Consider the following 24,635-nt stretch of genomic DNA (forward strand, 5'->3'; position numbering starts at 1 on the left):
AGGCCAGCGCCCGACAGGAATGACCGGATGACATTCAGACTGCAGACCCTCGGGCGCTTGCGGCTCGTCGATAACGGCGGGCGTGAGGTAGCGTTTCCCGAAAAGGGTCTGCTGATCCTGTGTCATCTGATCGTCGACGGCCACAGCGAGCAGTCCAGAAACGATATCGCCAAGCGCCTTTGGGACGAGATCGTCCCGAGCCAGGCCTTCGTCAATCTGCGCAAGACGATCTCCCGCATCAGCGCGCGCCAGGAAGAGCTCGGCTGTCATTTCCTGAGTTTCTCGCCGTCGTCCGTGCGCCTCGACGCCAGCCGGCTCAAAAGCGACGTCGATGCCATCGGGCGTGAGGCCGGCGATCCGCTTTCGCGTCTCCAGTGGGCGGTCGAAACGTTCCAGGAAGACTTCCTCAAGGACCTGAAGTCCCAGGGCCAGGCGCTGCATGGCTGGATCGAGCGGCAGCGTGGCGAGCACATGGCGCTGCTGCGCGAAAGCCTGCTGCTCGCAGCAGCGGAGGCGACGAACAACCATCGCAAGCTGGTCAAGGCGGCGGCGACCCGGCTGCTCGAGCGCAACCCGCTCGACGAGGACGTGCGCAAGATCCTGACCCAGGCGTTTCAGCTCGAAGGCAATCACCTGGAGGCACGGGCCGTCTCGAATGGCGGCGGTGCGATCGCGGTCAGCAGGCCGGAATTTCGATCGGTCTCCACGATAATTGCGCCCACGCCGGAGGCGGCCGTCGACACGCGCCCGCCGCGCGTCGTCCTTCTGCCGCCGAACAACGGCGCGATCGACAGTCCGGCAACACAATTTGCGAGCGCCCTGATCGAGGATGTGACGATCGGGCTTTGCGCGCTTCGCTCGGTTTCGGTGATCGCGCCCTATACGGCCGCGCAGATCAGCCTGCAGGCCGACAAGGCCAACACCTACCAGAAGCATGCCATCAGCTACATTCTCGACACGCGCCTCACCGACGAAGGCAGCCGGCTGACACTCTTCACGCAACTGATCTTCTTTGCCAATGACGAGGTGATCTGGGCCGACCGTTTCAATCTCGACGGTGACGGGCTGATGGCGTCGCGACGGGAAATCGCCCGCCAGATCGCGCTGGCGATCGCCAACCAGGTGGAGCGCAACGAGACCCATCGCCAGAGCTACGAGACCAATGTCGGTTCCTACCGCAACTTCCTGCTCGGCCAGCGCTATCTCAAGCAGCTCAATCTTCCGGAGGTACGGCGCGCCCGCAAGAGTTTCCGCGAAGCGCTCTACCAGAACGGCGACTTCGCGCCGGCGATGAGCGGTCTGGCCCGCAGCTATTTCGTCGAATGGCTGCTGACGGCCCGTGGCGACGCCGAACTGCTGGCGCTTGCCGAACGGCATGCGCGCGATGCGGTTGTGGCCGACGACACGCTGGCGACGGGCTACCGCGAGCTTGGCGTCGTCAAGCTCTACTTGAGACAGTTCGACGAGAGCATGGAATACCATGACAAGGCGGAGGCGCTGAGCCCTCAGCACGCCAACGTGATCGCGAGCTATGCCGATACGCTGGTGCAGGCCTCACGCCCCGAGGGCGGCCTGCGCAAGATCCAGGCAGCAATCGAGCTCAACCCGATTGCGCCGGACGAGTATTTCTGGACCGCGGCCGGCGCCAGCTACTCGCTTGGCCAGTATGAGCAGGCGATCGCCTATATCGAGCGCATGCGCGATCCGACCCCTGCCGACCGCCTGGCGGCGGCAAGTTGGGGCATGCTCGGCAACCGGAAGAAGGCGCGCCAGTTCGTCCGTAAGACTTTCGACGTGCATCCGGACTTTGATCTCGACAAGTGGATGACGATCGTTCCCTTTAGGGAAGAATGGCAGCGCGTTCATTATTGCGAGGGCCTGCGCAAGGCAGGCTTCTGATTTCTCACATCAGCAACGGCCAGGAGGGGAAAATGGCAAAAGTAGTGGTGATCGGTTTGGCGGACGACAACCGTCTTTGGGTCGCGGATCTGGATGCGGGCACGGTCACGCAGATTGCGACGCCGACGCAGGGACCGCTGGCTGCGGCCAACGACCTACGCAACAACAGTGGGGCCATGGTGCACAAGGGCGTCAATCTCGCCGTCGTTGCAGCCTCGTCCGGCTCCGTTTCCGGCGGGTTCATGGACGGCTAGTCCACGCGTGGCACAAGCCGATGAAACCGGCCGGCCGTCGGACGAGCATTCCAGCCGTCCGGCGGCCGGCGCGTTTTGCTATAGCGATCGCACCTGCCCGCCCGAAGAAACATTCCGGCGGATCGAGGCATATTTGCCGGCGCTCGGCGTCACCCGGCTTGCGCGATTGACGGGCCTCGACCGGATTGGCATCCCGGTGTGGAGCGCCGTATCGCCCAACGCCCGATCAATCGTCATCAACCAGGGAAAAGGCATCACCGATATCGACGCCAAGGTTTCGGCGGCCATGGAGGCGATCGAGCGCGCAGTGGCCTGCGCACCGTCAACCGCGACAAGAACGGCCACCAGCCGGGCTCTTTCCGAAACAGGCGACCGAACATTGCATCTGCCGGAGCTCATCGCGGCCGGGCAAGCGGACCTTCAGGACGACGAAACCATCGACTGGCTCCGGGGCTTCGATCTCTTGGACGGCGCAACCACCTGGATTCCGCGCCAAGCTGCGATCCTCGACCGCACGATCGTCGGCTGTCGCTACTGGCAATCCTCCGACGGCCTGGCATCGGGCAACACCGAGACCGAGGCGGTCCTGCACGGCTTGCTCGAGCGCATCGAGCGCGATGCAGAAACGCTGTGGCGAATGCTGCCGCTAAGCGGCAAGCACCGCGGCTGCATCGATCCGGGAAGCTTCGAGGATCCCGCTCTCGACGGGCTCGCGGAACGGATCGCCGCCGCGGGCCTGGACCTGCGCCTCTTCGACATGACGAGCGACGTCGGCATTCCCTGCTATGCCGCGACCCTTGCAGAAGCGGGCATTCTGTCGGTCAGGCAGCCGCGCTATCACGACGTCACCATCGGGCACGGCGCCCATCCGGTCGCGCGGCGCGCCGCCATCCGTGCGATGACGGAGGCTGCCCAGTCGCGGCTCACCTATATCAGCGGCGCCCGCGACGACGTGTTTCCGGAAACCTTCACCCGCGACCTTCCCGAGGAAACGCGAGGCCTGTTTGCCGCCGCGCCGCAGCGGAGAAGCTTAGCGGCGCCAGATGCCCCTGCCGGGCCGAAGGCGCTGCTCGATGACGTCATGTGGCGGCTCGAAACGGCCGGCATCCGGACGGTTGTCGTCGTTCCGCTGATGGAAGGCGTTGCGCCTTTCTCCGTGGTCAAGGTCATCGTTCCGGCCCTTGAAAATCCCGACGGTCTGCGCAAGCGCCGTTTCGGCGAACGGGCGCTCGCGCGCGCACTGGAGGCCGGATGAACGTCGCCTTTGTCGGCCCGACCTTGCCCGACGTACGAAACGCCGCGGACAAGAGCGTTCTCGTCCTCCCGCCCGCCGTCCAGGGCGACGTGCTGCGCGCAGTTGAGGACGGCGCAACCGCGATCGGGCTAATCGACGGCAACTTCGAGAATGTCGCGCCCGTCTGGCACAAGGAAATCCTCTATGCCCTGTCGAGAGGCGTGCAGGTCTTCGGCGCGGCCAGCATGGGCGCGCTGCGGGCAGCAGAATGCGCCCCCTTCGGCATGGTCGGCGTTGGTGAGATCTACCGGCAATACGCCGAGGGCGAGCGCGTGGACGACGCCGACGTTGCGCTGATCCATGGCCCCGCCGAACTCGGCTATCTGCCGCTGACGCTACCGCTGGTCAATGTCGATGCGACGCTCAGGCGCCTTTCGCAGAGCCACGCCCTTGCCCCGGAGCTCGCAGCGTCGATCGGCGCGACCGCGTCCGCCATGTTCTACAAGGAGCGCAACTGGGCGAGCATCGTCGCGCGCGTGGCGCTTCCGGCGGGCACGGACCGCACCCGTCTCGTTGCTCTGCTCGCGCGCGAATATGTCGACCAGAAGGGCATCGACGCGCGACATTTGCTGGACGTACTGCGACATGCACCGGCCCAACGAACGGTTGTACCGCGAAGCTGGAAATTCAATTCTACCAGCATGTGGAAGAGGTTGTTCGGTCAACCTGACGCTTCATCTTAAGGGTGTGGTTTTCAGATACAACGTGTGTCACGCTCATGTCACGCGCACTCCCGCCAAGTCACGCTATGATTGGTCACGCTGGGCTGGGCCTTTGGGTCCAATGGAAGCTGGGGAAAATCATGCTATCTTCATTTGCTGTACCGGTTGAACCGGAAGACAAGGAAAAGGAGCTCTTGGCACTGGCTCGTCTCGTCACCTATGCGCGCGACTCCGCCAAGACCCTCAACGTCGAAGGCGTGCAATACTGCCTCGAACTCGCGCTCGCATCGCTGCTCAAGGAAGCCGAGGACTGTGGCAGCCAGAGAGCACATCTGACCAACGAGCTGCTGACGCGCCCGAGCCTCGGTCGCTGCTAGATTCGACGCCGCTTCTGGGATTGCCGTCATCCGGCGATTGGTCTGCCTCCGCGAACCCTTAGTTTTGCGGATAAGCGACGGCATGACCTCCATGACGCCGACAACCGGATAGCCCCGTTTTGCCAAAGGCGAAGCGGGGTTGCCGCTGTTGTTCGGCCCGCGGTTTGCCCCTCCCCGCGCTTCGCCGCGAGCGGATTTGGTCGCCGAACGATCACTCTCTCGCACCGCATGAGTCAGCCCCCTGAGAATCCGGAAAACAAGCGGCCGGGACGGATATTCCCCACAAACCAGTTCCGTTCGAAAGCCCGCTTCGCGCTTTCGTTGAAATTTAGTCCATAATTTCCATAGATAATATTGAGTGAACGAACCACCTCCGGTTAGGCTTCTCCCATCACGTGCGAACCGGCGCAGGGCTCTTGTCCGAGCGACTGCCCCGAACGCCCGAACGACCAAGGGAGACCAGCTTGAGCCAGACAAATCCAACCCTGCCCGTCCTTGACCTCTCGCGCTTTGGGCCGGGCCACCCCGAGCGGGCCGCAGCGCTCGACGAGTTGCGTAGCGTTGCCCGCTCGGTGGGCTTCTTCTATCTCGAGGGCCACGGCATTCCGCAGGAAGAGATCGACGGCATTCTTTCGCTTTCGCGCCGCTTTTTCGCGCTGCCGGAGGATGACAAGCTGGCGATCGAGATGCGCAAGTCGCCGCACTTCCGCGGCTACAATCGCGCCGGCCTCGAATATACCCGGGGCACCCAGGACTGGCGCGAACAGGTGGACTTCGGCCCTGAGCGCCAGAGCCTCGAAGTTGCGTCCGGCGACGCGCCGTGGAAGCGACTCGTCGGCCCGAACCAGTTTCCCGGCGCCTTGCCGGAACTGAAGCCTGCGATCCTTGGATATATCGAGGCGGTCACCGGGCTCGGCATCCGCTTGATCGAGATTTTCTCCGAAGCGCTTGGGCAGAAGCCAGACGTCTTCGGGCCGATCTACCGCGATGGCCCCAACCAGTTGCTGAAAATCATCCGCTATCCCGGCCGCGACAAGACCGAAAGCGACCAGGGCGTGGGCGCCCACAAGGATGGCGGCTTCGTCACGATCCTGTTGCAGGACGTGGTCGGCGGGCTGCAGGTCGACGACGGCAAGGGCGGCTGGATCGACGCACCGCCGAAGCGCGGCAGCTTCGTCATCAATGTCGGCGAACTCTTGGAACTGGCGTCGAACGGCTATCTGCTCGCCAACATCCACCGGGTGGTGACGCCGCCGGCCGGCGGTGATCGGCTCTCGGTCGCCTTCTTCCTCGGCGCCAATCTCGCATCGACCATCCCGGTCCTCGATCTGCCGCCACATCTTGCAGCCGAAGTCCGCGGCGTTACCCAGGATCCGCAGAACCCGCTCTTCCACGAGGTCGGCCGCAACGTGCTGAAGTCCCGGCTGCGCTCGCACCCCGATGTCGCCGCCGCGCACCATGCAGACCTGCTGGAGCAGCCAAAGGCGGCCGTGCCCGCCTGACCAACCGGACGGCGCCGATCAACCTGAGAGCCAAGGAGAAATGGCATGACGATCCATCAGAAGCCGGAAGAGCCTGCAGTCGAGATCAAGGTGCCGACCGGCCTGCGCGAAGCCAGCGGCCGGCTGCATCCCGAAACGCTGGCGCTGCACGGTGGCAGCTATCGCTTCGATCCGGCAAGCGGCGCCGTCGCCGTGCCGATCTACCAGACGACCTCCTACCAGCTGCCCGGCACCGACGGCGCCGACAAGCTCTTTGCGCTGGAGGCGCCCGGGCATCTCTACACCCGCGTCTCCAACCCGACGCAGGACGCCTTCGAACAGCGGCTGGCGGAAATCGAAGGGGGTGCAGCAGCGCTCGCACTTGGCTCCGGCCAGGCGGCATCGGCCTTTGCGCTCCTGAACCTTGCACGCTCCGGCGACAATGTCGTCAGCGCTGCGGGCCTTTATGGCGGCACCTGGGCGCTGTTTGCCGCGACGCTGAAAAGCTTCGGCATCGAGGTCCGTTTCGTCGATGCCGCGGATCCGGAAGCCTTCGCCCGGGCGACGGACGAGCGGACGCGCGCCTACTACGCCGAGTCCCTGCCGAACCCGAAGCTCGAGGTCTTTCCGATTGCCGAGGTCGCCGAAATCGGCAAGCGCTTCGGCATTCCGCTGATCGTCGACAACACCGCAGCGCCGCTGACGATCCGTCCCTTCGACCATGGCGCGGCCGTCGTCGTCTACTCGACGACGAAATACATCGGCGGGCACGGCACCTCGATCGGCGGCGCGATCATCGACAGCGGCCAGTTTCCCTGGCACGAGCATGAGGCGCGGCATCCGAACCTGCACGAGCCGGACCCGAGCTACCAGGGCAAGACCTGGCTCGAAAAAGCGGCCGCAATCGCGTTTCATCCCTATATCCTGCGCGCCCGCGCCGTGCTCCTGCGCGACCTTGGCGCGGCGATCAGCCCGCTGAACGCATTCCAGTTCATCCAGGGCCTGGAAACGCTGCCTCTGCGGATCCGGCAGCACAACGAGAACGCCATCAAGGTGGCCGAGTTCCTCCGCACCCACCCGAAAGTGGCGCGGGTGATCTTCCCGAAGTTCCAAGATGGCGAGGCAAGGGCGCGCGGCGAAAAATATCTGCTGAACGGCCACTACGGCGCGCTTGTCGGCTTCGAACTGAAGGACGGTCGCGAGGCGGGGCGGCGCTTCATCGACGGGCTGAAGCTGCTCTACCACGTCGCCAATATCGGCGACGCGCGTTCGCTCGCCATCCATCCGGCAACGACGACGCATTCGCAGCTGTCTGAGATCGACCAGCTGAAAACCGGCGTGACGCCTGGCTATGTCAGGCTTTCGATCGGGATCGAACATGCCGACGACATCATCGCCGACCTCAGGCAGGCGATCGACGCGGCCTGAGCGAACGACGCTTTCGCATCTTCCGCGGGCTCATCCACGAGGGGTGAGCCCGCGGAGCCGTTTTCGGTTCAAGACACGTCCATAGGCCTTTGTTTCGTTTCATGCGAAAAGGGGCGGTCATGTCGGATTGATGTTGCCGGGCGCGTCCGTCGCCGCGGCACATCGAGACGCGCACAAGGAGGAAAAGACAATGAGCACGAACACCCAGGTCCTGCTTGCCGCGCGGCCATCCGGGAAACCGGCACCCAGCGATTTCCGCGTCGTCGAAACGGCAATTCCGGAACCGGCGGAAGGCGAGGTTCTCCTGAAGATCCTCTACCTTTCGCTCGACCCCTATATGCGCGGCCGGATGAATGCCGGCCGGTCCTATGCCAAGCCGGTGGAGATCGGTGCGGTCATGGAGGGCGGTACGGTCGCCCGCGTCGTCCGCTCGCGTCACCCGGATTTCAGCGACGGCGACTTCGTGCTTTCCCACTCCGGCTGGCAAAGCTATGCGCTATCGCGCGGTGCTGACCTGCGCAAGCTCGATCCGGCGGCCGCGCCCCTGTCGACGGCGCTCGGCATTCTCGGCATGCCCGGCTTCACCGCCTATGCGGGACTGCTGACGATCGGCAAACCCCAGCCCGGCGAAACGGTCGTCGTGGCGGCCGCAAGCGGCGCTGTCGGCTCGGCGGTCGGGCAGATTGCCCGTATCAAGGGCGCGCGCGCAGTCGGCATCGCCGGCGGCGCGGACAAATGCGCCTTCGTCCGCGACACGCTCGGCTTCGATGCGGTGATAGATCATCGCGCGCCGGATTTCGCCGAACAACTCGCCGCCGCCTGCCCGAAAGGCATCGACGTTTATTTCGAGAATGTCGGCGGCCATGTCTGGGATGCGGTGTTTCCGCTGCTGAACGACTTCGCCCGCGTACCCGTCTGCGGCTTGATTGCGCACTACAACCAGCCCGCGGGCGCGCAAGCCGGGGGCGACCGGCTGCCTGGCGTCATGCGTGAAGTGCTGAGCCGGAGCCTGCTCATCCGGGGCTTCATCCAGCGCGAGTTTGCCGATCAGCGGCCGCTCTTCTATCGGGAGATGGCCGGCTGGATCAAAGGCGGCGAGGTGCGATATCGCGAAGACATCGTCGACGGGATCGAGAATGCGCCGGAGGCCTTCATCGGCCTGCTCGACGGCCGCAATTTCGGCAAGCTGGTCATCCGGGTCGCCGCCGAAAACTGAGTAGGCCCGGGCCCAGCGTTACTGCTGGGCGACCGGCTGTAGGCCGGCCTTGGCAAGACCGTCGTCGAGCAGTGCGATCAGGTCCGGCGCGTAGCCGCGAGCGACGAGTTCCGCCTCGTATGGCTGTGGCGAGCGCGTTTTACCCAGGCGCAATCCGTCGAGCGCGCTTGTCGCCTCCCGCGTCAGGCCGAGCTGGCCTGCCGCTGCCACGCGCAGAAGATTAACGGCCGTGTCCGCCGGATTGGCAAGCTCGCGGGCACGCCTCAGTGCTTCGCGGTAGCGGCCGCTGCGATAGTCTTCCAGCGCCAGGGTCAGCGCGGCGTCGTGGTGCAGATACTCGCTGCCGGCATCCGCCATGCGGGCCAGGTTCACACCGTCCGAATAGGCGCCGCTGACGAACAGCAGCAGGCCGAGCCGAGCCGGAATGGCGTCGTCGAGCGGATTGAGAGCGGCCGCACGACGGCCGGAGATGAACGCCGCTTCCGTCTCGCCAGCCGCAAAGCGCGCCTGCATCTGGGCCACATAGCTCTGGCTCGATTGCGGCGCCAGAGCAACGGCCTTGTCCGCAAGTTTCAAGGCGCGCTCGGCAACCGTCGGCGCAGCGCTGGCTTCGCCGGTCGCAACCAGGACCATCGCCAGGCTCGCCAGAACATCGGCGTCGGCGGCCTGGTAGGAGACCGATTTTTCGAGGCACCCGTGAGCCGAAGCCAGGCCCTCAGGATCGATCCGTGCCAGCGCCACATCCGCCTGAAGGACGCAGCCGTAGCCGATCGACGGCGTCACCAGCTGCCGCGCAGCCTCCAGGCTGACGATGACGCCCTCCTCGCCGGCAAGCGAAAGAGCAAGACGGGAAAGCAGCTTCTCCTGTATTTCGCGCGCATCGCCGCTGTCGAGCGCCGCCTTCGAAATGCCGGCCCTCAGGGCCTCGTTGCTTTGCACGTCGATGACCTGCCAGGAGACCTCATGCCGGCGTTCGTCGGTGCTGTAGGCGATCGAAAGCCTGTATTCTTTGCTACCCTGCAGCTTGACCGGCGGCGCGGACGAGACCCACCCGGTGATCGAAGCCACGTCGACACCCGCGGGCGAGACCGGCGCGAGGGTACGGACAGCGGAAAACTGCGAGAGCGCGTGGACGAGATAGTCTCCCGCCTTCTTCTGCACGTCGTCGTCGGCCCCGAGCCGCGTCGGCACGTCAACGACGATTGTCGGCTTGGCCGAGAAAACCGGTTGCCAGGGAAGATGGTCGGCCACGGACAGGTAGAAGGCCCCGGCCATGACCACCGCGCCGGCACCGAGTGCGGCGAAGCCGGCAAGCGGGGGCCATTTGCGCGCAACGACGGCCGGCGCAACCACCGGCTCTACGGGCTGCTCGGCTGCGGGCTCTGAAACCGGCGCCGCGCTCTCGGGCATCCCTCTCAAGGGCTCGCCGCTGATCACGAACTGTGGGACGTAATTGCCCTTCGGCAACTCGATGCGAAGCTCTGCTCTTTCGCCGAGCGCCTCGTAATACTGCGCCATGGCAGCGCGCAGGCGCGACGCTTCCACCCGAACGATCGGATCGGTCGCAGGATCGAAGGAGGCTGGCCGCCCGAAGACGTCGATGGCGATCGTGTAGGCTTTCACCTGGCCAGAACGGCCAGCGAAAAACTCGTCAACCAGATACCGCAACAGCTTGCGATGACGCTCGGTCGCGTGAAACTGGCTATCGGCAAGAATGCGCTCAAGGGCGGCTCGCGCCTCGCATTCTGCAACGGCAATGCAGTTCATATGACCCGCATTTCTGCTGGCTTCCATGATGCGCTCCCAACTGCCACAACCCCAAAGAGAGTGCAACGCGAGGCGAACTCTAGACGAGAGCTTCTGTGGCGGAAAGAAGAATATCGCACCGTCACAAAATATTTTTATCGAAGAATTGAATCATTTTAAATTGAAACAGGAACCCCCGATAATTCCCATAGAATTCTTGTGGGGTTTTCGTCGCCCTGGCAAGCTCAAACGAGGTATTCGTTAATCACAACGGACTAGGCTCATGTCCCCGTATCGGCGATACAGACGGAAATGACCTCTTCTTCGATCTCGCGACAGATCAATTCATACTCCGAGATCATCGAATGATCCAGTGGGGCGAGACGCCTTTGCCGGTCAAGCATCGAGCTTGCTTCCTCATAGGCTTCGCAGAGGCTTGCCAGGGACTGGTTCTTGGCACTGATCAATTGCAACTGGCCGCGCAATGCCGGCAGCTTGAGCATAAGCTTCAGAAGTCCCCGTTGAAAGGCTGCGCTGGGCATGGGTTACCATCCGCCTGAACGACAATCGATGCTCATGCATTGGCATTCCCCGGGGTGTCAGTGACGACCAGACACCGTTGCGGGCGGGGGCCGGCTCGCCGGTCGGCGCTTGTGGCCAATCCGGCCCTCGCTTACCTCTCCCCTGAACGAAAAGTGGCACGAATGCCGATTTTCGGAAGTACGTAACAGTAACATTGGGCCGTATTGGCCGCCGTCTTGGCGATCTTCGCTCCGAATCCTCATGAATTGAGCCGTCACCGGCCGCATGGGCGATATCGCGATCGATCCTGGGAAATATTCCTCGGCGGGATAGACGCGCCAAAGCACCGTCGTTCGCGCGGCGATGGCCGGCCAGTGGCGCTCGCGCAGGACGTCGCGCTCTGCACCGGCCTTCGCCTCGACATCGATCGCTGGCGCATACCGCGCCAGCGGCGCAGCCGTTTATTTTTCGAAGGCGTAGATCTTGCGCCAGTCGTTCTTCATGTCGACCAGCAGCCAGTTGCGCTGCTCGGCCTCGGTCATCGCCTTGTCCAGCTTGCCAACAGGCGATTGGCGATCATAGGCCCATTCGCGCTCGCCGTCCGTATGGTGCACGATCATGCCGAAACGCGGGCCGGAGCCGGCCGTCACCCAACGCAGCATCTCGTAGTCGCCATCGGAATTGCCGGCGGCAAAGATCGGCCGCCGGCCGATAAAAGTGTTGATCCCAACCGGCTTGCCGGCGCCGTCGTCGATAAAGTCGATCTTGGGTTCGCGCATCAGCACCGGCGCGTCGCCGTCGAGTTCGTACTTCGTCGTGATGCTGCTGCCGACCACCTGCTCGGGCGGGATCCCATACATCTGTTCGGTCATCGGCCGCATGAACTCGATACCGCCGCCGGAGACGATATAGGTCTTGAAGCCGTTTGCCCTGAGATAATCGAGCAACTCGCGCATCGGTAGAAAGGTGATCTCGTTATAAGGGCGATTGAAGCGCGGATGCCTGGCGGTCGCAAACCAGTCCTTGACCGTCTTCGTGAACGCGTCCGTCGACATTCCTGCATGGGTCGCCATCACGAGCTCGACGATGCCTTTTTCACCGGCGGCGGCAACGCCTGCCATGTCCCCCTTCAGCAGCGATGCGAAAGGCTCCTTGTCCTTCCACTCGGGATGCTCGGGCGCCATCGCCTTGACGCGGTCGATTGCGAACATGCCCTGGAAATAGTTCGGCTGCTCGGTCCAAAGCGTGCCGTCATTGTCGAAAACGGCGATCCGCTCTGCCGGCGCCACGAAATCGGCACTGCCTTCGCTGGTGACCCGCGTGACAAAATCGACGATCTCGGTTTTCGCAGCGCCATCGTTCCACGAAGGGAGCGTGTCGGCCGGCGTATCCGCTGCCAGGAGCGCGCTCGGCGATGCAAAGGCCGCAGCGAACGTAAACAGCAGGCCGGCGAGCCTGGAGCGACGCCACAGTCTACGGGCATCGCCGTCCACCACGGACCCGGAACGCATCGCTGTTGCCGTCATCATCCATCCTCCTCGCGGAACGGTTTTTAAAGTCCTCTGGCCGGATCAGGGCCGCCGAATGCAACGGAACCCGATATGGGTCGTCGCCGCGTTTTCCTCATGGGCGTGACGCGCCGCCGGCCGATACCGGCGGCAATAGTTGGGCGCACAGAGGTGCGAGCCCCCTTTCACCACCCGACGGGCAATGTGGAGCGTGGGCTGACGCGGATCGAAGCTTGCCTCCCGGTCCCCGCCCCGCGGATTGGCGGGAATGCAGCAGCTTTTTTGCGCCGGCGCCGGGTGGCGGGTCGACCAGAAGTCGCTGGTCCATTCCCAGGTATTGCCGATCATGTCGTAGAGGCCGTAGCCATTGGCGGGGAAGCTCGCGACCGGCGAGGTGCGCTCGAAGCCGTCGGGCCTCAGATTTTCCGTTGGAAACATGCCGTGCCAGGTGTTCGCCATGAAGCGCCCGTCGGGCACCAGCTCGTCTCCCCAGGCAAACTCCGCCCCTTCGAGCCCGCCTTTGGCGGCAAACTCCCATTCTGCCTCCGTCGGCAGGTCCTTGCCCGCCCAGGCGGCATAGGCCTTGGCGTCGAGATAGGAGACCTGAACGACCGGATGGTCGAACTTGCCGCGGATGTTGCTTTGCCGCCCGTAGGGTCGCCGCCAGTCGGCGCCGAACTTGAAGTTCCACCATTGCGACGGACTGTTGCCGGCCACCCGTTTCGGCGGATCGAAGATCACCGAGCCCGCCCGCATCATTTCCGGAAGCGCGCCCGGATAATCCTTCGGGTCCGGCGTCTTTTCCGCCTCGGTCACGTAACCGGTCGCCTCGACGAAGGCCGCAAACTGCCGGTTGGTAACGGGCGTGACGTCGATCCAGAAGCCGTCGACCTTCACCGGATGGGCCGGCGCCTCCTCCGGATAATGCTTGTCCGAACCCATGACAAAGGTCCCGCCCTCTATCCAGACCTGCTCGCGGGCGCTGATCGCCGCCGGCGTTTCGTCGACAAGGGGTATTTTCGGGGACATTTGCATCTGGCTCTGATCTCCCTGGGCACCATCGGCCAAGATATCCGCGGACGGCCGGCCCACGTTAGCGCCAAATGCCCGCCGCCCAAAGTACGTAACCGTTACGCAATCGCACAAAGCCTCAGGGATGCGAAGCCGCCTGCCGTGGGGCGTATCCGCCAGCGTCACGCAGTCCTTCGTTACTGTTACGTTCTTTCCAATCGGACTGATTTAACAATAAGCTGAAGCGAAAGTGCATGACGACTGATGTTGCCGACAGGGCAAGGGAGCAGGACTTCATGGGTGCACGCGACGATATCCAGCAACTCGGCAAGCGCATCGGCGAAGCGATCATCGGCCAGGAGGGCATGATCGAGCGCTTGCTGCTGGGGTTGCTCAGCAACGGCCACCTGCTGGTCGAGGGCCTGCCCGGACTTGCGAAAACCCGCGCGATCAAGAGCATGGCGAAGAACCTCGATGCGGAGCTTTCGCGCATCCAGTTCACGCCGGACCTCTTGCCGGCCGACATCACCGGCTCCGAAGTCTATTTCTCCGAGGGCGGCAAGGGCGCGTTCCAGTTCCAGGAAGGGCCGATCTTCGCCAATCTCATTCTCGCCGACGAGGTGAACCGCGCGCCGGCCAAGGTGCAGTCGGCCCTGCTCGAGGCGATGGAGGAGCGCCAGGTCACGATCGGCGGCAAGAGCCATATGCTGCCCGATCTCTTCCTGGTCATGGCGACCCAGAACCCGATCGAGCAGGAAGGCACCTATCCGCTGCCCGAGGCACAGCTCGACCGCTTCCTCATGCACATCCAGGTGGACTATCCGGATGCGGCCTCGGAGGCGGACATCATGCGGCTCGTACGCTCGGAGGAAACCAACGCCAAGTCCAACAACCATGCGACCGAGAAGCTCGCCCAGGACGCGGTCTTCGTGGCGCGCAACGAAATTTCGGCGATCACCGTTTCCGAAGCGATCGAGAACTACATCGTCGCGCTGGTGATGGCGACGCGCTATCCCGACAAGGTCGACAAGGATCTCGCCAAGTGGCTCCAGGTCGGCGTCAGCCCGCGCGGCGTCATCGGCCTCGACAAGGTTTCGCGGGCGCATGCCTGGCTGAACGGCCGCGATTTCGTCACGCCCGACGACGTGCAGGCGACCGTGCACGACGTCTTTCGCCATCGCCTGGTGCTTTCCTACGAAGCCCATGCCGGCGGCACCACCGCCAATCAGGTGATCGACCGCATCGTCGAGCTCGTCGCGGTCGCCTGAGGATGGAGGTTCGTCGATGGCCATTTCCTTGCCGGCCCTCGCCCGCTCACGCGGCATCATAAAGCCCCGCACGGCCGACACCACCGGCGTCTATACCTCCGTGGACGCGCTTGTCGGGCTCGAAGCCATGGCCCGCGACCTGACGTTCCTGCGCAAGGCGCCGGTACGGCGCCTGCTTGCCGGGCGTCATGAATCGCGCATGCGCGGCCGCGGACTTTCCTTCGAGGAACTGCGCAACTACCTGCCCGGCGACGACATCCGCGCGATCGACTGGCGCGTGACGGCGCGCACCGGCAAGCCGGTCGTGCGCGTCTACGACGAGGAGAAGGACCGTCCGGCCCTCATTGTCGTCGACCAGCGCATCAACATGTTCTTCGGCAGCCGCCGCGCGATGAAGTCCGTCGCCGCGGCAGAGGTCGCGGCACTTTCCGCCTGGCGCGTGCTGGCGCTCGGCGACCGTGTCGGCGGCTTCGTCTTCGGCGACGAGGAGGTGACCGAGACGCGCCCCTACCGCAGCCGCGAAGCGGTGATCCGGCTCGCCGACAGCATCGTTCGCCACAACACCGCGCTGCAGGCGGGTTCGCAGGCGCCGCATGGCGCCGAACAGCTCGATGTGGTGTTGACGACCGTCGCCAACATCGCCCGGCACGATCACCTGGTCATCGTCATCAGCGACTTCGACGGCTACAGCCTCGAAACCCGCGACATGCTTTTGAAGCTCTCGGCCCACAACGACGTGATCTGCGTTCTGATCTACGATCCCTTCCTGCTCGAACTGCCGCGCAAGGGCGATATCGTCTTCAGCGGCGGGCTGCTTCAGGCCGAAGTGCAGTTCGGCCACGGCAACGTGCGCGAGGCGATCGACAGCTTTGCCCGCAAGCGCGGGCGGGCGCTGCGCGCCTGGCAGGAGGAGCTCGGCCTGCCGATGCTGCCGATCTCATCAGCGGAAGAGGTGGCGCCGCAGCTGCGCACCATGCTTGGCCAACTCGCCAGCCGGCAACGGAGGCGATGATGGCGACGGCGGCCCCTCCGAAAGACCCGCTGCTCGACGCCGCCCTTCGCGGGCTCGCGGATATCGCCTTGCCGCAGCCGGTCTCAATGATGCCTCAAACCCAGGCATGGGCAGCGCTCGGCTGCTTCATATTGCTGCTGATTGCGCTTGCCTGCTGGCGCTGGTACCGCCGCTGGGAGGCCAATAGCTACCGCCGCGAAGCGCTCGCCGACCTCAAGAAGATCGAGGCCGGACTGGCCGCCACGGGCACGCGTGGCGAGGCCCTTGTTGCCCTGCCTGTCCTTTTGAAGCGGACCGCGCTTTCGGTCTGGCCGCGTGAGGCTATTGCGCGCCTGCACGGTACCGGCTGGACCAAATACCTCGACGCTCATTCGGGCGGCCCGGTCTTTCCGATCGCCTCTGCGCGTTTTTTCGAGGAAGCCGAGTATCGCGGCAGCCAGGCGCTCGCCGCGGTTCCTGAGACAGAGGCAAGGGCTTACATCGCGGCAGCGCGGCATTGGATCGAGGCGCATCATGTACGTGCTTGACCACGCCTGGGCGCTGATCCTCTTGCCGTTGCCCTTCCTCGTCTGGTGGCTGCTTCCGCCATACCGCGAGCAATCGGCTGCCGTCAGGGTGCCCTTCTTCAAGGACATCACGGCGGCCGCCAATCTCGGCCCGACCGAAGGTTCCGTCGTTCCGAGGACCAATCTCGGCCAGAAGGTGATCGCGCCCCTGTGCTGGACGCTGATCGTGCTGGCACTGGCCCGGCCGCAATATGTCGAGCCGCCGATCGAAAAGGTAGAGCCGCAGCGCGACCTGATGCTGGCGATCGATCTTTCGCAATCCATGGACACACGCGATTTTCGCGATCCCGCCGGCAACCTGCAGACCCGCGCCGAAGCCGTGCACAAGGTGGTCGCCGACTTCATCGACCGGCGTCCCAATGACCGGCTCGGCCTGATCGCCTTTGGCGATGCGCCCTATCCGCTCGTTCCGTTCACGCTCGACCACAAGACTGTCAAGCTGATGCTGGCCGACAGCCTGCCGGGCATGGCCGGTCCGCGCACCGCCGTCGGCGACGCGATCGGGCTTGCGATCAAGATGTTCGACGCCAGCACCGCGCCGGACAAGGTGATGATCCTCTTGACCGATGGCAACGACACCGCCAGCAAGATGCCGCCCGACAAGGCCGCCGGCATCGCCGCCGAGCGAAAGGTGGTGATCCATACGGTCGGCATTGGCGATGCCAATGCCCAGGGCGAACAGAAGCTCGACACCAAGGCGCTGCAGCAGATCGCCGAAGCGACGAAGGGGCGCTACTTCTTCGGCCAGGATCAGGCCGGTCTGCAAAACATCTACCAGTTGCTCGACCAGCTGACGCCGGCAAACCAGAAGACGCTCTCCTGGCGGCCGCGCATCGAGCTGTTTTACTATCCTCTGGGTGCGGCACTCCTGCTGGTGCTCGCCTATCACGCCGCCATGTGGCTCCTGTCATCGCTCGGCGACCGCCGCCAGCGCCGGGAGGCAGCGCCATGATCGCGGATTTCCACTTTCTCAGGCCGCTGTGGCTGCTGGCGCTCGCCGCCGTCCCGCTGCTGATCTATCTCGTTACCCGGCGTGGCGATGTCCGCTCGCAGTGGCAGGACATGATCGCACCGCATCTGCTCGATCATCTGCTGATCGACAAGGGCGGGAAACGGCGCTTCCAGCCGGTGCACGTCACCGCCGCACTGATTGCCGTCGCGGCGATCGCGGCCGCCGGCCCGACCTGGCAGCGCGAGCGGCCGCCCTTCGTCGAGGACACCGCGCCTCTGGCCATCGCCATCGACCTCAACCCGACGATGAACGCGACCGATATTTCGCCGACGCGGCTCGAACGCGCCAAGCTGAAGGTCCAGGACATTCTCGAGCGGCGGAAAGGCTCGCGCACCGCCCTGTTCGCCTATGCCGGCTCCGCCCACATGGTGCTGCCGCTCAGCGACGACACGGCGCTGGTGAAGTCCTACCTTGCCGCGCTGTCACCGCAGATCATGCCGGTCGACGGCAAGGACACGGCCAAGGCCCTCCAGGCGGTCGAAAAAGCGCTCGCCAACGAAACGGTGCCCGGCACCATCCTGTTCATGAGCGACGGCGTCGAGCGTTCCGCCTTCAAGGCCTTCGGTGAGTATCAGGGGCGCAACTCATTGATGGTGCTCGGCATCGGCACGGCCGAGGGCGGCCCGGTCAAGACGGCGGACGGCGGGTTCCTGACCGACGCCAGCGGCGCGCATGTCCGCGCGAAGCTCGATGTCGAGGGCCTCAAGGCGCTACAGTCGGCCTCCAAGGCCGAGGTCGCCTCGGTGACCGCCGACGACGCCGATGTCAGCTGGATCGTCAGGCGCATCCAGACGAATTTTGCCGCGAAGACGGCCGAGGGGCTGACGCGCTGGCACGATCTCGGCTGGTGGCTGACGATCCCGATCGCCGTCTTCGGCCTCTTCTGGTTCCGCCGTGGCTGGACCATCCGCTGGGCGGTGTATCTGCTCGCCGCCATTTCGCTGATCGGCAACGATCGGGCAGAGGCAGCGGACAACCGCTTCATCGACCTCTGGCTGACGCCGGACCAGCAGGGCCGACGCGCCTTCGAACAGGGCGATTTCCAGGGCGCGTCAGAAACGTTCGCCGATCCCGCCTGGCGCGGCGCGGCGCTCTACCGCGCCGGCCGTTTCCAGGATGCGATCGACGCCTTTGCCGAGACCGACACGGCCGAAAGCTACTACAATCAGGGCAATGCGCTGCTGCACCTCGACAAGGCCGAGGAGGCGATCGCCGCCTACGAGCAAGCGTTGAAGCGCCGTCCCGACTGGCCCGACGCCAAGAAGAACCTCGACATCGCCCGGAAGAGAAAGACCGACAAGGACAAGCAGGAACAGGACGCGCAGCAGGAGCAGGCGGGCATCGACCCCGACCAGGTCCAGTTCGACGACAAGGGCAAGAAGGGAACGGAAGCCACCGTTCAGGGCGGACCGCAAACGGCCGACATGTGGATGCGCAACATCCAGGTGTCGCCGGCCGAACTGCTGGCAAGAAAGTTTGCGATCGAAGCGAAGGAGGAGGCCCCGTGACAGCCCTCGTCGCCCTGCAACGTCTGGTTCTCTGGCTCGTCGGCCTGTCGCTCTTGCTCGCGGGCACGGCCTTCGCCGCCGATCCTTTCGCCCGCGCAACGGTCACGACGAAGGGGCCGATCTATGCCGGCCAGCAGATCGAGGTCGACGTCGACGTTTTCGTGCCGAACTACTTCCTTTCGCCGCCGCAGTTTCCTCTGTTCGATCTTCCCGGCACTGTCGTCACCATGCCCGACGAACGCGGCATGAACCTCAACGAGACCGTCAACGGCGAGGCCTTCTCCGGCATCCGGAAGACCTACGCGATCACCCCGCAGGCACCTGGCGATTACGTGCTGCCGGCCGCGGTCATTCCGTTCGGCTATGCCGCCGTGCCCGGCCAGACGAGCAAGGGTCAGGTGACGTTGCCTTCGCTCACGTTCACGGTCGAAGCCGTTCCTCAGAGCGCGGGCGGAAAGGCCGGCGTCACCACCGGAGAAATCACCATTGCCCAGTCGTTCGACCGCGATCCAGCGGGGTTGAAGGCGGGCGACGCTCTGGTGCGTACGATCACCATCCGCGCGGCCGGACTGGCGCCGATGATGATCCCCGAACCGACCTTCGATGCCCCGGCAGGCGTGCAGGTCTACCGGCATGACCCCGTGCTTTCGCAGGAACGCACGTCACGCGGAGAGATAACCGCGGGATTGCGCAAGGACGTGGCGACCTACGTCTTTGCAAAGCCCGGCAGCTATTCGCTTCCGGCGATCAGCCTGCCGTGGTTCGATCCGGCCAGCGGATCGATGCAGTCGGCCGAAGCGGCTGGCGCTGCCGTCAGCGTCGGTGCGGCTCCAGTGGTGGAGCCTGCGCTTGCCCCGCCGACCTCGCCGCCGTCCGAGGAGCCCTTCGACTGGCTGTGGTGGCTCAGCATCGTGGCATCGGTCGCCGCCCTCGCGGCGCTTATCCAACTGACCGCCAATCTGTTCGGCCGCCTCGAAACCCGGCTGGAAACCGCACTCGAACAGAGGGCGCAATCCGAGGCGACGGCATTTCGCCACGTGCTCGACGCTTGCCGGGATCACGACCCGTTGCGGCTGGAGACGGCGCTCGACCATTGGTCACGTCGGACCGGCAACACGCCACTCTCGCGCTGGCTCGACAGGTTCGCCGATCCGGCGACGGCGAACGCTTTTGCCGACTTTCGCCGGAGCCGCTACGGCAGCGGCGGCTCCCATCAGGACGGGCCTGATCTCCTCCGGTTGCGCGGCGGATTGAAGGTGGCGAGACAGCGCTGGCTTTCGGAAACCTCCGCCGATGGCGGCGGCCCGACATCGGACTTGCCCGACCTCAATCCCGGCCTGGAGGCCGCGCCACCAAGGCGCTTCGGAGCCGTCGGCCTGACCTGATTTACCGGCCGTCGCCGACCTTCGTAACTGTTACGTACTTACCTGCGGACACCCGCCGGTAGAAGTTGAATCGGTGAATTCAAAGCTTTGCCTGCATTCCGAGAGCGATTGCTTACTGCCTCAGGGAGACATGAGATGAGTATCGATCTGAAGAACCGGCTTGGCCGGCTCGCCGCGTGTACCATCGGGCATGCCGCGAAACCGAAGGCGCTGGCGCTCGCCGGCACCGTGCTGATGTCGACGATTTCCGCCTCCGCGCTGCCGGCCTTCGCGCAGGACGCGGCGAAACCCAACATTCTTGTGATCTTCGGCGACGATATCGGCCAGACCAACATCAGCGCCTATTCCTTCGGCGTCATGGGCTACAAGACACCGAACATTGACCGGATCGCCCGCGACGGCGTGATGTTCACCGATTACTATGCCGAAAACAGTTGCACCGCCGGTCGGTCGACCTTCATTACCGGCCAGACGGTGCTGCGCACCGGCATGTCGAAAGTCGGCATTCCCGGCGCGCCGGTTGGCATCCAGGACCGCGACGTGACCATTGCCCAGGCGCTGAAGCCGCTCGGCTATGCCACCGGCCAGTTCGGCAAGAACCACCTTGGCGACCAGGACCGCTTCCTGCCGACAGCGCACGGCTTCGACGAGTTCTTCGGCAACCTCTATCACCTGAACGCCGAGGAGGAGCCCGAACGGCCCTATTGGCCGAAGGACGACCCGGCCTTCCTCAAGGCCTATGCGCCGCGCGGCGTGCTGCACTCCTTCGCCGACGGAAAGGTGGAAGATACCGGCGCCTTGAACACCAAGCGCATGGAGACCATCGACGACGAAACCACCGCGGCCGCGATGGAGTTCATCAAGAAGCAGACGGAAGCGAAAAAGCCGTTCTTCACCTGGATGAACACCACGCGGATGCACATGTTCACCCACATCCGCCCTGAGTACCAAGGCCAGAGCGGCATGCCCGGCAACGACTATGCCGACGGCATGGTCGAACATGACGGCGACGTCGGCAAGCTGCTCAACCTGCTCGACGAATTGAAGATCGCCGACAACACCATCGTCGTCTACACGACCGACAACGGCCCGAACCAGTTCTCCTGGCCGGATGCGGCGACCACTCCGTTCCGCAGCGAAAAGGATTCGAACTGGGAAGGCGCGTTCCGCGTACCGGCGATGATCCGCTGGCCCGGCAAGATCAAACCTGGCATCTCCAACGAGATGGTTTCCGGCCTCGACTGGTTCCCGACGCTGCTGGCGGCTGCCGGCGACAAGGACATCAAGGACCGGTTGCTGAAGGGCACCAAGCTTGGCGACAAGGAGTTCAAGGTTCACCTCGACGGCTTCAACCAGTTGCCCTACCTCACCGGCGAGCAGCCGAAGAGTGCGCGCAGCGAGTTCTACTATTTCAACGACGACGCCAAACTCGTTGGCATGCGCTTCGAAAACTGGAAGTATGTCTTCTGCGAAATGCGCAAGCCCGGCGGCTTCGACGTCTGGCAGGATCCTTTCACCTGCCTGCGTGTTCCGAAGATCTTTAACTTGCGCATGGACCCCTATGAGCGGGCCGATATCGTTTCCGACCAGTACAACGACTGGCGAACGAAGAACGTCTACCTGACCGCCCAGGCCGTGGCGCGGACCGCAACCTTCCTCGAGACCTTCATCGAGTATCCGCCGAGCCAGAAGCCGGCAAGCTTCTCGGTCGACCAGATCGAAGAAAGCGTGCACCAGAAGATCGACGAGATCCTGGCGAAGTCGCAACCGGCTCAATAACACTCTCGGAGGCGGCGCGCCCTGCGCCGCCTTCTATTGCCTTTGTTAAGAGATGGCGTGACGCAATGACGAAGACCATTCCGCCCGCTCGAACGGTTGCCATGGAGGCGTCGAATGAAGACGCGATGGCGGAAGAAGCGGTGCACTTCGCTCCGGCAGCCGCTGCATTCATGCTCTTTCTCTCCGGCACTGCCGCACTGGTCTTCCAGGTTCTCTGGATCAAGCAGCTCTCGCTCGTCGCCGGCGTCGACGTCTACGCAGTCAGCACCGGGGTCAGCGCCTTCTTCCTCGGCCTTGCACTCGGCAGCTTTGCCCTTGGCCGCGCCGGCGACCGTTCCCGACAGCCGCTCCGCCTCTACGCCCTGCTCGAAACCGGCGTCGCCGTGCTCGGCGCCGGCGTCACCTTCATCCTTTCCAGGATTGCGCCGGTCTTCGTTGCGATCGAGGGCACCAACCCGCTGGCCGCCTGGACCCTGCTGGTCCTGATCGTCGCCACGCCGGCCTTCCTGATGGGCGGCACCCTGCCGGTGCTGCTGCGGGCGATGAATGCGGCTCCGGGCGGGGTCGCGGCAAAGGGCGGCCGGCTCTATGCCGCCAATACGCTCGGCGCGATCGCCGGCTGCCTTGCAGTCTCCTTCGTTCTCATTCCAGCCCTCGGCGTTCAGGCGACCGGGCTCGCGGCCGCGGGGCTCGGCCTTGCCGCCGCAGCGGTAGCACTTTTCCTGAACACCCCAGCCGCCCGCGAACTCGTTCTAGGGAGGCTGCCTGTGGAAACCCGTAGCGCCGGCGGTTCGCGGCTGGCGCTCGTCCTTTATGCGGTCGCCGGCGGGATCGCCCTTGGCTATGAAGTCGCCTGGTCGCAGGCGATCGTGCAATTCATCTCCACCCGCTCCTTCGCCTTTTCGGTGGTGCTTGCCACCTATCTCGCCGGCCTTGCCCTCGGCGCCGCCCTTTTCGCGCGCCGGAGCGAGCGCCTCTCCGATCCCTGGAGCACATTCGGCCTGCTGATCACGCTTGCCGGCCTAGTTGCGCTTGCCGAGCTCGCCTTGCTCGGCCCCTGGCTGACAACGCTGCAGACGAACGCCGAGGCCGCCGTCGCCGGCCTTACCGGCAGCATCTTTGCGGGCATGTGCGCGCGGTTCCTCGTCGCAGCACTGACGATCGTCTTCGTTCCGACGCTGATCCTCGGCGCCGCCTTCCCGGTCGCCCTCAGGCTCGCGGTCGATCCGGAACACGCCGGCCGCGACACCGGCCGGGTTCTGGCGCTCAACACGCTCGGCGGCATCTTCGGCACGCTTCTGACCGGCTTCGTGCTGATCCCGTCCCTCGGCATTGTCCGGAGCTTTGCCGTTCTCGCCGTGGCCGCAGCCGCAATCGGCCTTGTCGCCGTCAGCCGCGGACAAGGCAGTTGGACCAGTCGGCGGCTTCTCGCACCGGCGCTCGGCGTCCTCACCGTGATGATCGCCCTCGTCGTGCCGCCGGACCGGCTGGCGAACCTGCTCAACCTGTCGCGCGGCAACGGCACGATCGTTTCCTATGAGGAGGGCCTCGGCGCGACCGTCGCCGTCATCGAGCAGGGCCAGCAGGACCGCCGCTTCCGCCGGCTCTACATCCAGGGCGTTTCCAACACCGGCGACGCCATGCCGTCGCTGCGCTACATGCGGCTGCAGGCGCTGTTGCCGCTGGTCATTCATAAGGGCGAACCGAAATCGGCTCTCGTCATTGGCCTCGGCACAGGCATCACCGCCGGTTCGTTGCTTGCCTATCCCGGTCTCGACCGGCGCGTTGCCGCCGAACTCCTGCCCTCGGTGGCCCGCGCCTCGGCGCTCTTTGCCGGCAACTTCAATGCGGCCGGCGATAGCCGCCTCGACATGCGTGTCGCCGACGGGCGGCGCGAACTGATGCGCAGCCAAGAGCACTACGACCTCATCACGCTCGAACCGCCGCCGCCATCCGCCGCCGGCGTCGTCAATCTCTACTCTTCCGACTTCTACGCTCTGGCGCGCGCGCGCCTCGCGCCGAACGGCCTGGTCGCGCAATGGCTGCCGATCGCCACCCAGAACGACGAGGACACCCGCGCGCTCGTGCGCAGCTTTCTCGACAGTTTCCCCCACGCCACGCTCTGGTCGACCGAACTGCACGAGATGCTGCTCGTCGGCTCGCTCGAGCCGCAGGAGCTTGACGCTTCCCGCATCGCCGCCCGGCTCTCCAAACCGCCGCTTGCGGCGGCGCTTGGCGAGGTCGGAATTTCCGGGCCGGCCGACCTCATCGCCACCTGGATGACCGACCGGGCCGGGCTCGAGCGCTATGCCGGTTCCGCCCTTCCCGTCACCGACGACCAGCCGCGGATCGAGTATGCAAGCTGGGTTCGCCCCGACGAATTGCAGCGCACGCTTCCGGCCCTCGTTGCCCTGCGTTCGAAGGCGCCAATTGCCGGCGGCGACGCCGCGCTCGAAAAATCCGTAAGCGACGCCCACAACCGGCTGATGCTGTTCTACCAGGCCTCGCTCAACGCCTATGCCGGCTATCGCGACGAGTGGGCGCGCGACATGGAGTTGCTGATGCGCGTGGAGCCGGACAATCCCTACTATCGCTGGTTCGTTTCGAGCAGCGAGCGCTGATCGCACGCTGCAGATCCAGCGCTTCCACGCACCTGTCGTTCGTTGCTTTTCGACAAGCTCGCGATCGATTCCTGCACAACGGCAAT

At 64.7% G+C, this 24,635-nt stretch carries 20 protein-coding genes; 16 read left to right on the forward strand and 4 right to left on the reverse strand.

All coding sequences use genetic code 11. The features are described 5' to 3' along the window. Positions 1-27: 27 nt before the first annotated feature. The 8 genes from OKW20_RS28485 to OKW20_RS28520 all read left to right on the forward strand — a co-directional run bounded on the left by OKW20_RS28485 (position 28) and on the right by OKW20_RS28520 (position 8,611). Positions 28-1,899 (forward strand): SARP family transcriptional regulator, encoded by a 1,872-nt coding sequence (locus OKW20_RS28485; protein WP_429177558.1) that lies wholly within the window; start codon positions 28-30, stop codon positions 1,897-1,899. A gap of 32 nt (positions 1,900-1,931) precedes the next feature. After that, positions 1,932-2,153: a hypothetical protein gene (locus tag OKW20_RS28490; RefSeq protein ID WP_043613678.1), complete on the forward strand. Its 222-nt coding sequence runs from the start codon at positions 1,932-1,934 to the stop codon at positions 2,151-2,153. 7 nt (positions 2,154-2,160) lie between these two features. After that, positions 2,161-3,408 (forward strand): YcaO-like family protein, encoded by a 1,248-nt coding sequence (locus OKW20_RS28495; RefSeq protein WP_429177560.1) that lies wholly within the window; start codon positions 2,161-2,163, stop codon positions 3,406-3,408. Beyond that, entirely contained in the window at positions 3,405-4,130 is a 726-nt protein-coding gene (locus tag OKW20_RS28500; protein ID WP_429116396.1) for a TfuA-like protein, read from the forward strand. Before OKW20_RS28495 ends, OKW20_RS28500 begins: the two co-directional genes overlap by 4 nt. Positions 4,131-4,249: 119 nt before the next feature. Then, entirely contained in the window at positions 4,250-4,486 is a 237-nt protein-coding gene (locus OKW20_RS28505; RefSeq protein WP_034799160.1) for a hypothetical protein, read from the forward strand. Positions 4,487-4,950: 464 nt separating this feature from the next. Further along, on the forward strand, positions 4,951-5,988 hold the full coding sequence (locus OKW20_RS28510) for an isopenicillin N synthase family dioxygenase (RefSeq protein WP_429177562.1): 1,038 nt from the start codon (positions 4,951-4,953) through the stop codon (positions 5,986-5,988). Positions 5,989-6,033: 45 nt separating this feature from the next. Then, positions 6,034-7,395: an O-acetylhomoserine aminocarboxypropyltransferase/cysteine synthase family protein gene (locus OKW20_RS28515; RefSeq protein WP_429177565.1), complete on the forward strand. Its 1,362-nt coding sequence runs from the start codon at positions 6,034-6,036 to the stop codon at positions 7,393-7,395. Positions 7,396-7,585: 190 nt separating this feature from the next. Then, on the forward strand, positions 7,586-8,611 hold the full coding sequence (locus tag OKW20_RS28520) for an NADP-dependent oxidoreductase (RefSeq protein ID WP_429177567.1): 1,026 nt from the start codon (positions 7,586-7,588) through the stop codon (positions 8,609-8,611). An 18-nt stretch (positions 8,612-8,629) separates the two neighbouring features. Here the strand turns inward: OKW20_RS28520 and OKW20_RS28525 are convergent, their stop codons facing one another. The 4 genes from OKW20_RS28525 to OKW20_RS28540 all read right to left on the reverse strand — a co-directional run bounded on the left by OKW20_RS28525 (position 8,630) and on the right by OKW20_RS28540 (position 13,416). Continuing rightward, on the reverse strand, positions 8,630-10,405 hold the full coding sequence (locus OKW20_RS28525) for a tetratricopeptide repeat protein (protein ID WP_429177569.1): 1,776 nt from the start codon (positions 10,403-10,405) through the stop codon (positions 8,630-8,632). A 233-nt stretch (positions 10,406-10,638) separates the two neighbouring features. Further along, positions 10,639-10,899, reverse strand: a complete 261-nt coding sequence (locus OKW20_RS28530; RefSeq protein WP_043613666.1) for a hypothetical protein — start codon at positions 10,897-10,899, stop codon at positions 10,639-10,641. 441 nt (positions 10,900-11,340) lie between these two features. Continuing rightward, positions 11,341-12,390 carry an HAD family hydrolase gene (locus OKW20_RS28535; protein ID WP_429177652.1) on the reverse strand — a complete coding sequence of 350 codons (1,050 nt, stop codon included), beginning with the start codon at positions 12,388-12,390 and terminating at the stop codon, positions 11,341-11,343. Between the two features lie 60 nt (positions 12,391-12,450). Further along, complete coding sequence (locus OKW20_RS28540) at positions 12,451-13,416, reverse strand: formylglycine-generating enzyme family protein (protein WP_429177571.1); 966 nt, start codon at positions 13,414-13,416, stop codon at positions 12,451-12,453. Positions 13,417-13,694: 278 nt separating this feature from the next. Between OKW20_RS28540 and OKW20_RS28545 the strand changes: the two genes are divergently transcribed. The 8 genes from OKW20_RS28545 to OKW20_RS28580 all read left to right on the forward strand — a co-directional run bounded on the left by OKW20_RS28545 (position 13,695) and on the right by OKW20_RS28580 (position 24,549). Continuing rightward, positions 13,695-14,666 (forward strand): AAA family ATPase, encoded by a 972-nt coding sequence (locus tag OKW20_RS28545; RefSeq protein WP_429177654.1) that lies wholly within the window; start codon positions 13,695-13,697, stop codon positions 14,664-14,666. 16 nt (positions 14,667-14,682) lie between these two features. Continuing rightward, a complete protein-coding gene (locus OKW20_RS28550) occupies positions 14,683-15,678 on the forward strand; it encodes a DUF58 domain-containing protein (RefSeq protein WP_082005935.1) in 996 nt (331 codons plus the stop codon). A gap of 68 nt (positions 15,679-15,746) precedes the next feature. Then, positions 15,747-16,205 carry a DUF4381 domain-containing protein gene (locus OKW20_RS28555; RefSeq protein WP_429177573.1) on the forward strand — a complete coding sequence of 153 codons (459 nt, stop codon included), beginning with the start codon at positions 15,747-15,749 and terminating at the stop codon, positions 16,203-16,205. Further along, entirely contained in the window at positions 16,192-17,196 is a 1,005-nt protein-coding gene (locus tag OKW20_RS28560; RefSeq protein ID WP_429177575.1) for a vWA domain-containing protein, read from the forward strand. The genes OKW20_RS28555 and OKW20_RS28560 overlap by 14 nt, the downstream gene beginning before the upstream one ends. Beyond that, positions 17,193-18,764: a VWA domain-containing protein gene (locus tag OKW20_RS28565; RefSeq protein WP_429177577.1), complete on the forward strand. Its 1,572-nt coding sequence runs from the start codon at positions 17,193-17,195 to the stop codon at positions 18,762-18,764. The genes OKW20_RS28560 and OKW20_RS28565 overlap by 4 nt, the downstream gene beginning before the upstream one ends. Beyond that, positions 18,761-20,149, forward strand: a complete 1,389-nt coding sequence (locus OKW20_RS28570) for a BatD family protein (RefSeq protein ID WP_429177580.1) — start codon at positions 18,761-18,763, stop codon at positions 20,147-20,149. The genes OKW20_RS28565 and OKW20_RS28570 overlap by 4 nt, the downstream gene beginning before the upstream one ends. A gap of 135 nt (positions 20,150-20,284) precedes the next feature. After that, on the forward strand, positions 20,285-21,928 hold the full coding sequence (locus OKW20_RS28575) for an arylsulfatase (protein ID WP_082005933.1): 1,644 nt from the start codon (positions 20,285-20,287) through the stop codon (positions 21,926-21,928). A 65-nt stretch (positions 21,929-21,993) separates the two neighbouring features. Beyond that, positions 21,994-24,549: a fused MFS/spermidine synthase gene (locus OKW20_RS28580; protein ID WP_429177582.1), complete on the forward strand. Its 2,556-nt coding sequence runs from the start codon at positions 21,994-21,996 to the stop codon at positions 24,547-24,549. Positions 24,550-24,635: the final 86 nt, after the last annotated feature.

Origin of the sequence: Ensifer sp. LBL (assembly GCF_050435225.1) — a bacterium.
GTDB lineage: Bacteria > Pseudomonadota > Alphaproteobacteria > Rhizobiales > Rhizobiaceae > Ensifer.

Bases quoted from the DNA above. Each gene is read 5' to 3' on its own strand.
- OKW20_RS28485 (WP_429177558.1), top strand. From the start codon at position 28: ATGACATTCAGACTGCAGACCCTCGGGCGCTTGCGGCTCGTCGATAAC.
- OKW20_RS28490 (WP_043613678.1), top strand. From the start codon at position 1,932: ATGGCAAAAGTAGTGGTGATCGGTTTGGCGGACGACAACCGTCTTTGG.
- OKW20_RS28500 (WP_429116396.1), top strand. From the start codon at position 3,405: ATGAACGTCGCCTTTGTCGGCCCGACCTTGCCCGACGTACGAAACGCC.
- OKW20_RS28505 (WP_034799160.1), top strand. From the start codon at position 4,250: ATGCTATCTTCATTTGCTGTACCGGTTGAACCGGAAGACAAGGAAAAG.
- OKW20_RS28515 (WP_429177565.1), top strand. From the start codon at position 6,034: ATGACGATCCATCAGAAGCCGGAAGAGCCTGCAGTCGAGATCAAGGTG.
- OKW20_RS28520 (WP_429177567.1), top strand. From the start codon at position 7,586: ATGAGCACGAACACCCAGGTCCTGCTTGCCGCGCGGCCATCCGGGAAA.
- OKW20_RS28525 (WP_429177569.1), bottom strand. From the start codon at position 10,405: ATGGAAGCCAGCAGAAATGCGGGTCATATGAACTGCATTGCCGTTGCA.
- OKW20_RS28530 (WP_043613666.1), bottom strand. From the start codon at position 10,899: ATGCCCAGCGCAGCCTTTCAACGGGGACTTCTGAAGCTTATGCTCAAG.
- OKW20_RS28535 (WP_429177652.1), bottom strand. From the start codon at position 12,390: ATGCGTTCCGGGTCCGTGGTGGACGGCGATGCCCGTAGACTGTGGCGT.
- OKW20_RS28540 (WP_429177571.1), bottom strand. From the start codon at position 13,416: ATGTCCCCGAAAATACCCCTTGTCGACGAAACGCCGGCGGCGATCAGC.
- OKW20_RS28545 (WP_429177654.1), top strand. From the start codon at position 13,695: ATGGGTGCACGCGACGATATCCAGCAACTCGGCAAGCGCATCGGCGAA.
- OKW20_RS28550 (WP_082005935.1), top strand. From the start codon at position 14,683: ATGGCCATTTCCTTGCCGGCCCTCGCCCGCTCACGCGGCATCATAAAG.
- OKW20_RS28560 (WP_429177575.1), top strand. From the start codon at position 16,192: ATGTACGTGCTTGACCACGCCTGGGCGCTGATCCTCTTGCCGTTGCCC.
- OKW20_RS28565 (WP_429177577.1), top strand. From the start codon at position 17,193: ATGATCGCGGATTTCCACTTTCTCAGGCCGCTGTGGCTGCTGGCGCTC.
- OKW20_RS28575 (WP_082005933.1), top strand. From the start codon at position 20,285: ATGAGTATCGATCTGAAGAACCGGCTTGGCCGGCTCGCCGCGTGTACC.
- OKW20_RS28580 (WP_429177582.1), top strand. From the start codon at position 21,994: ATGACGAAGACCATTCCGCCCGCTCGAACGGTTGCCATGGAGGCGTCG.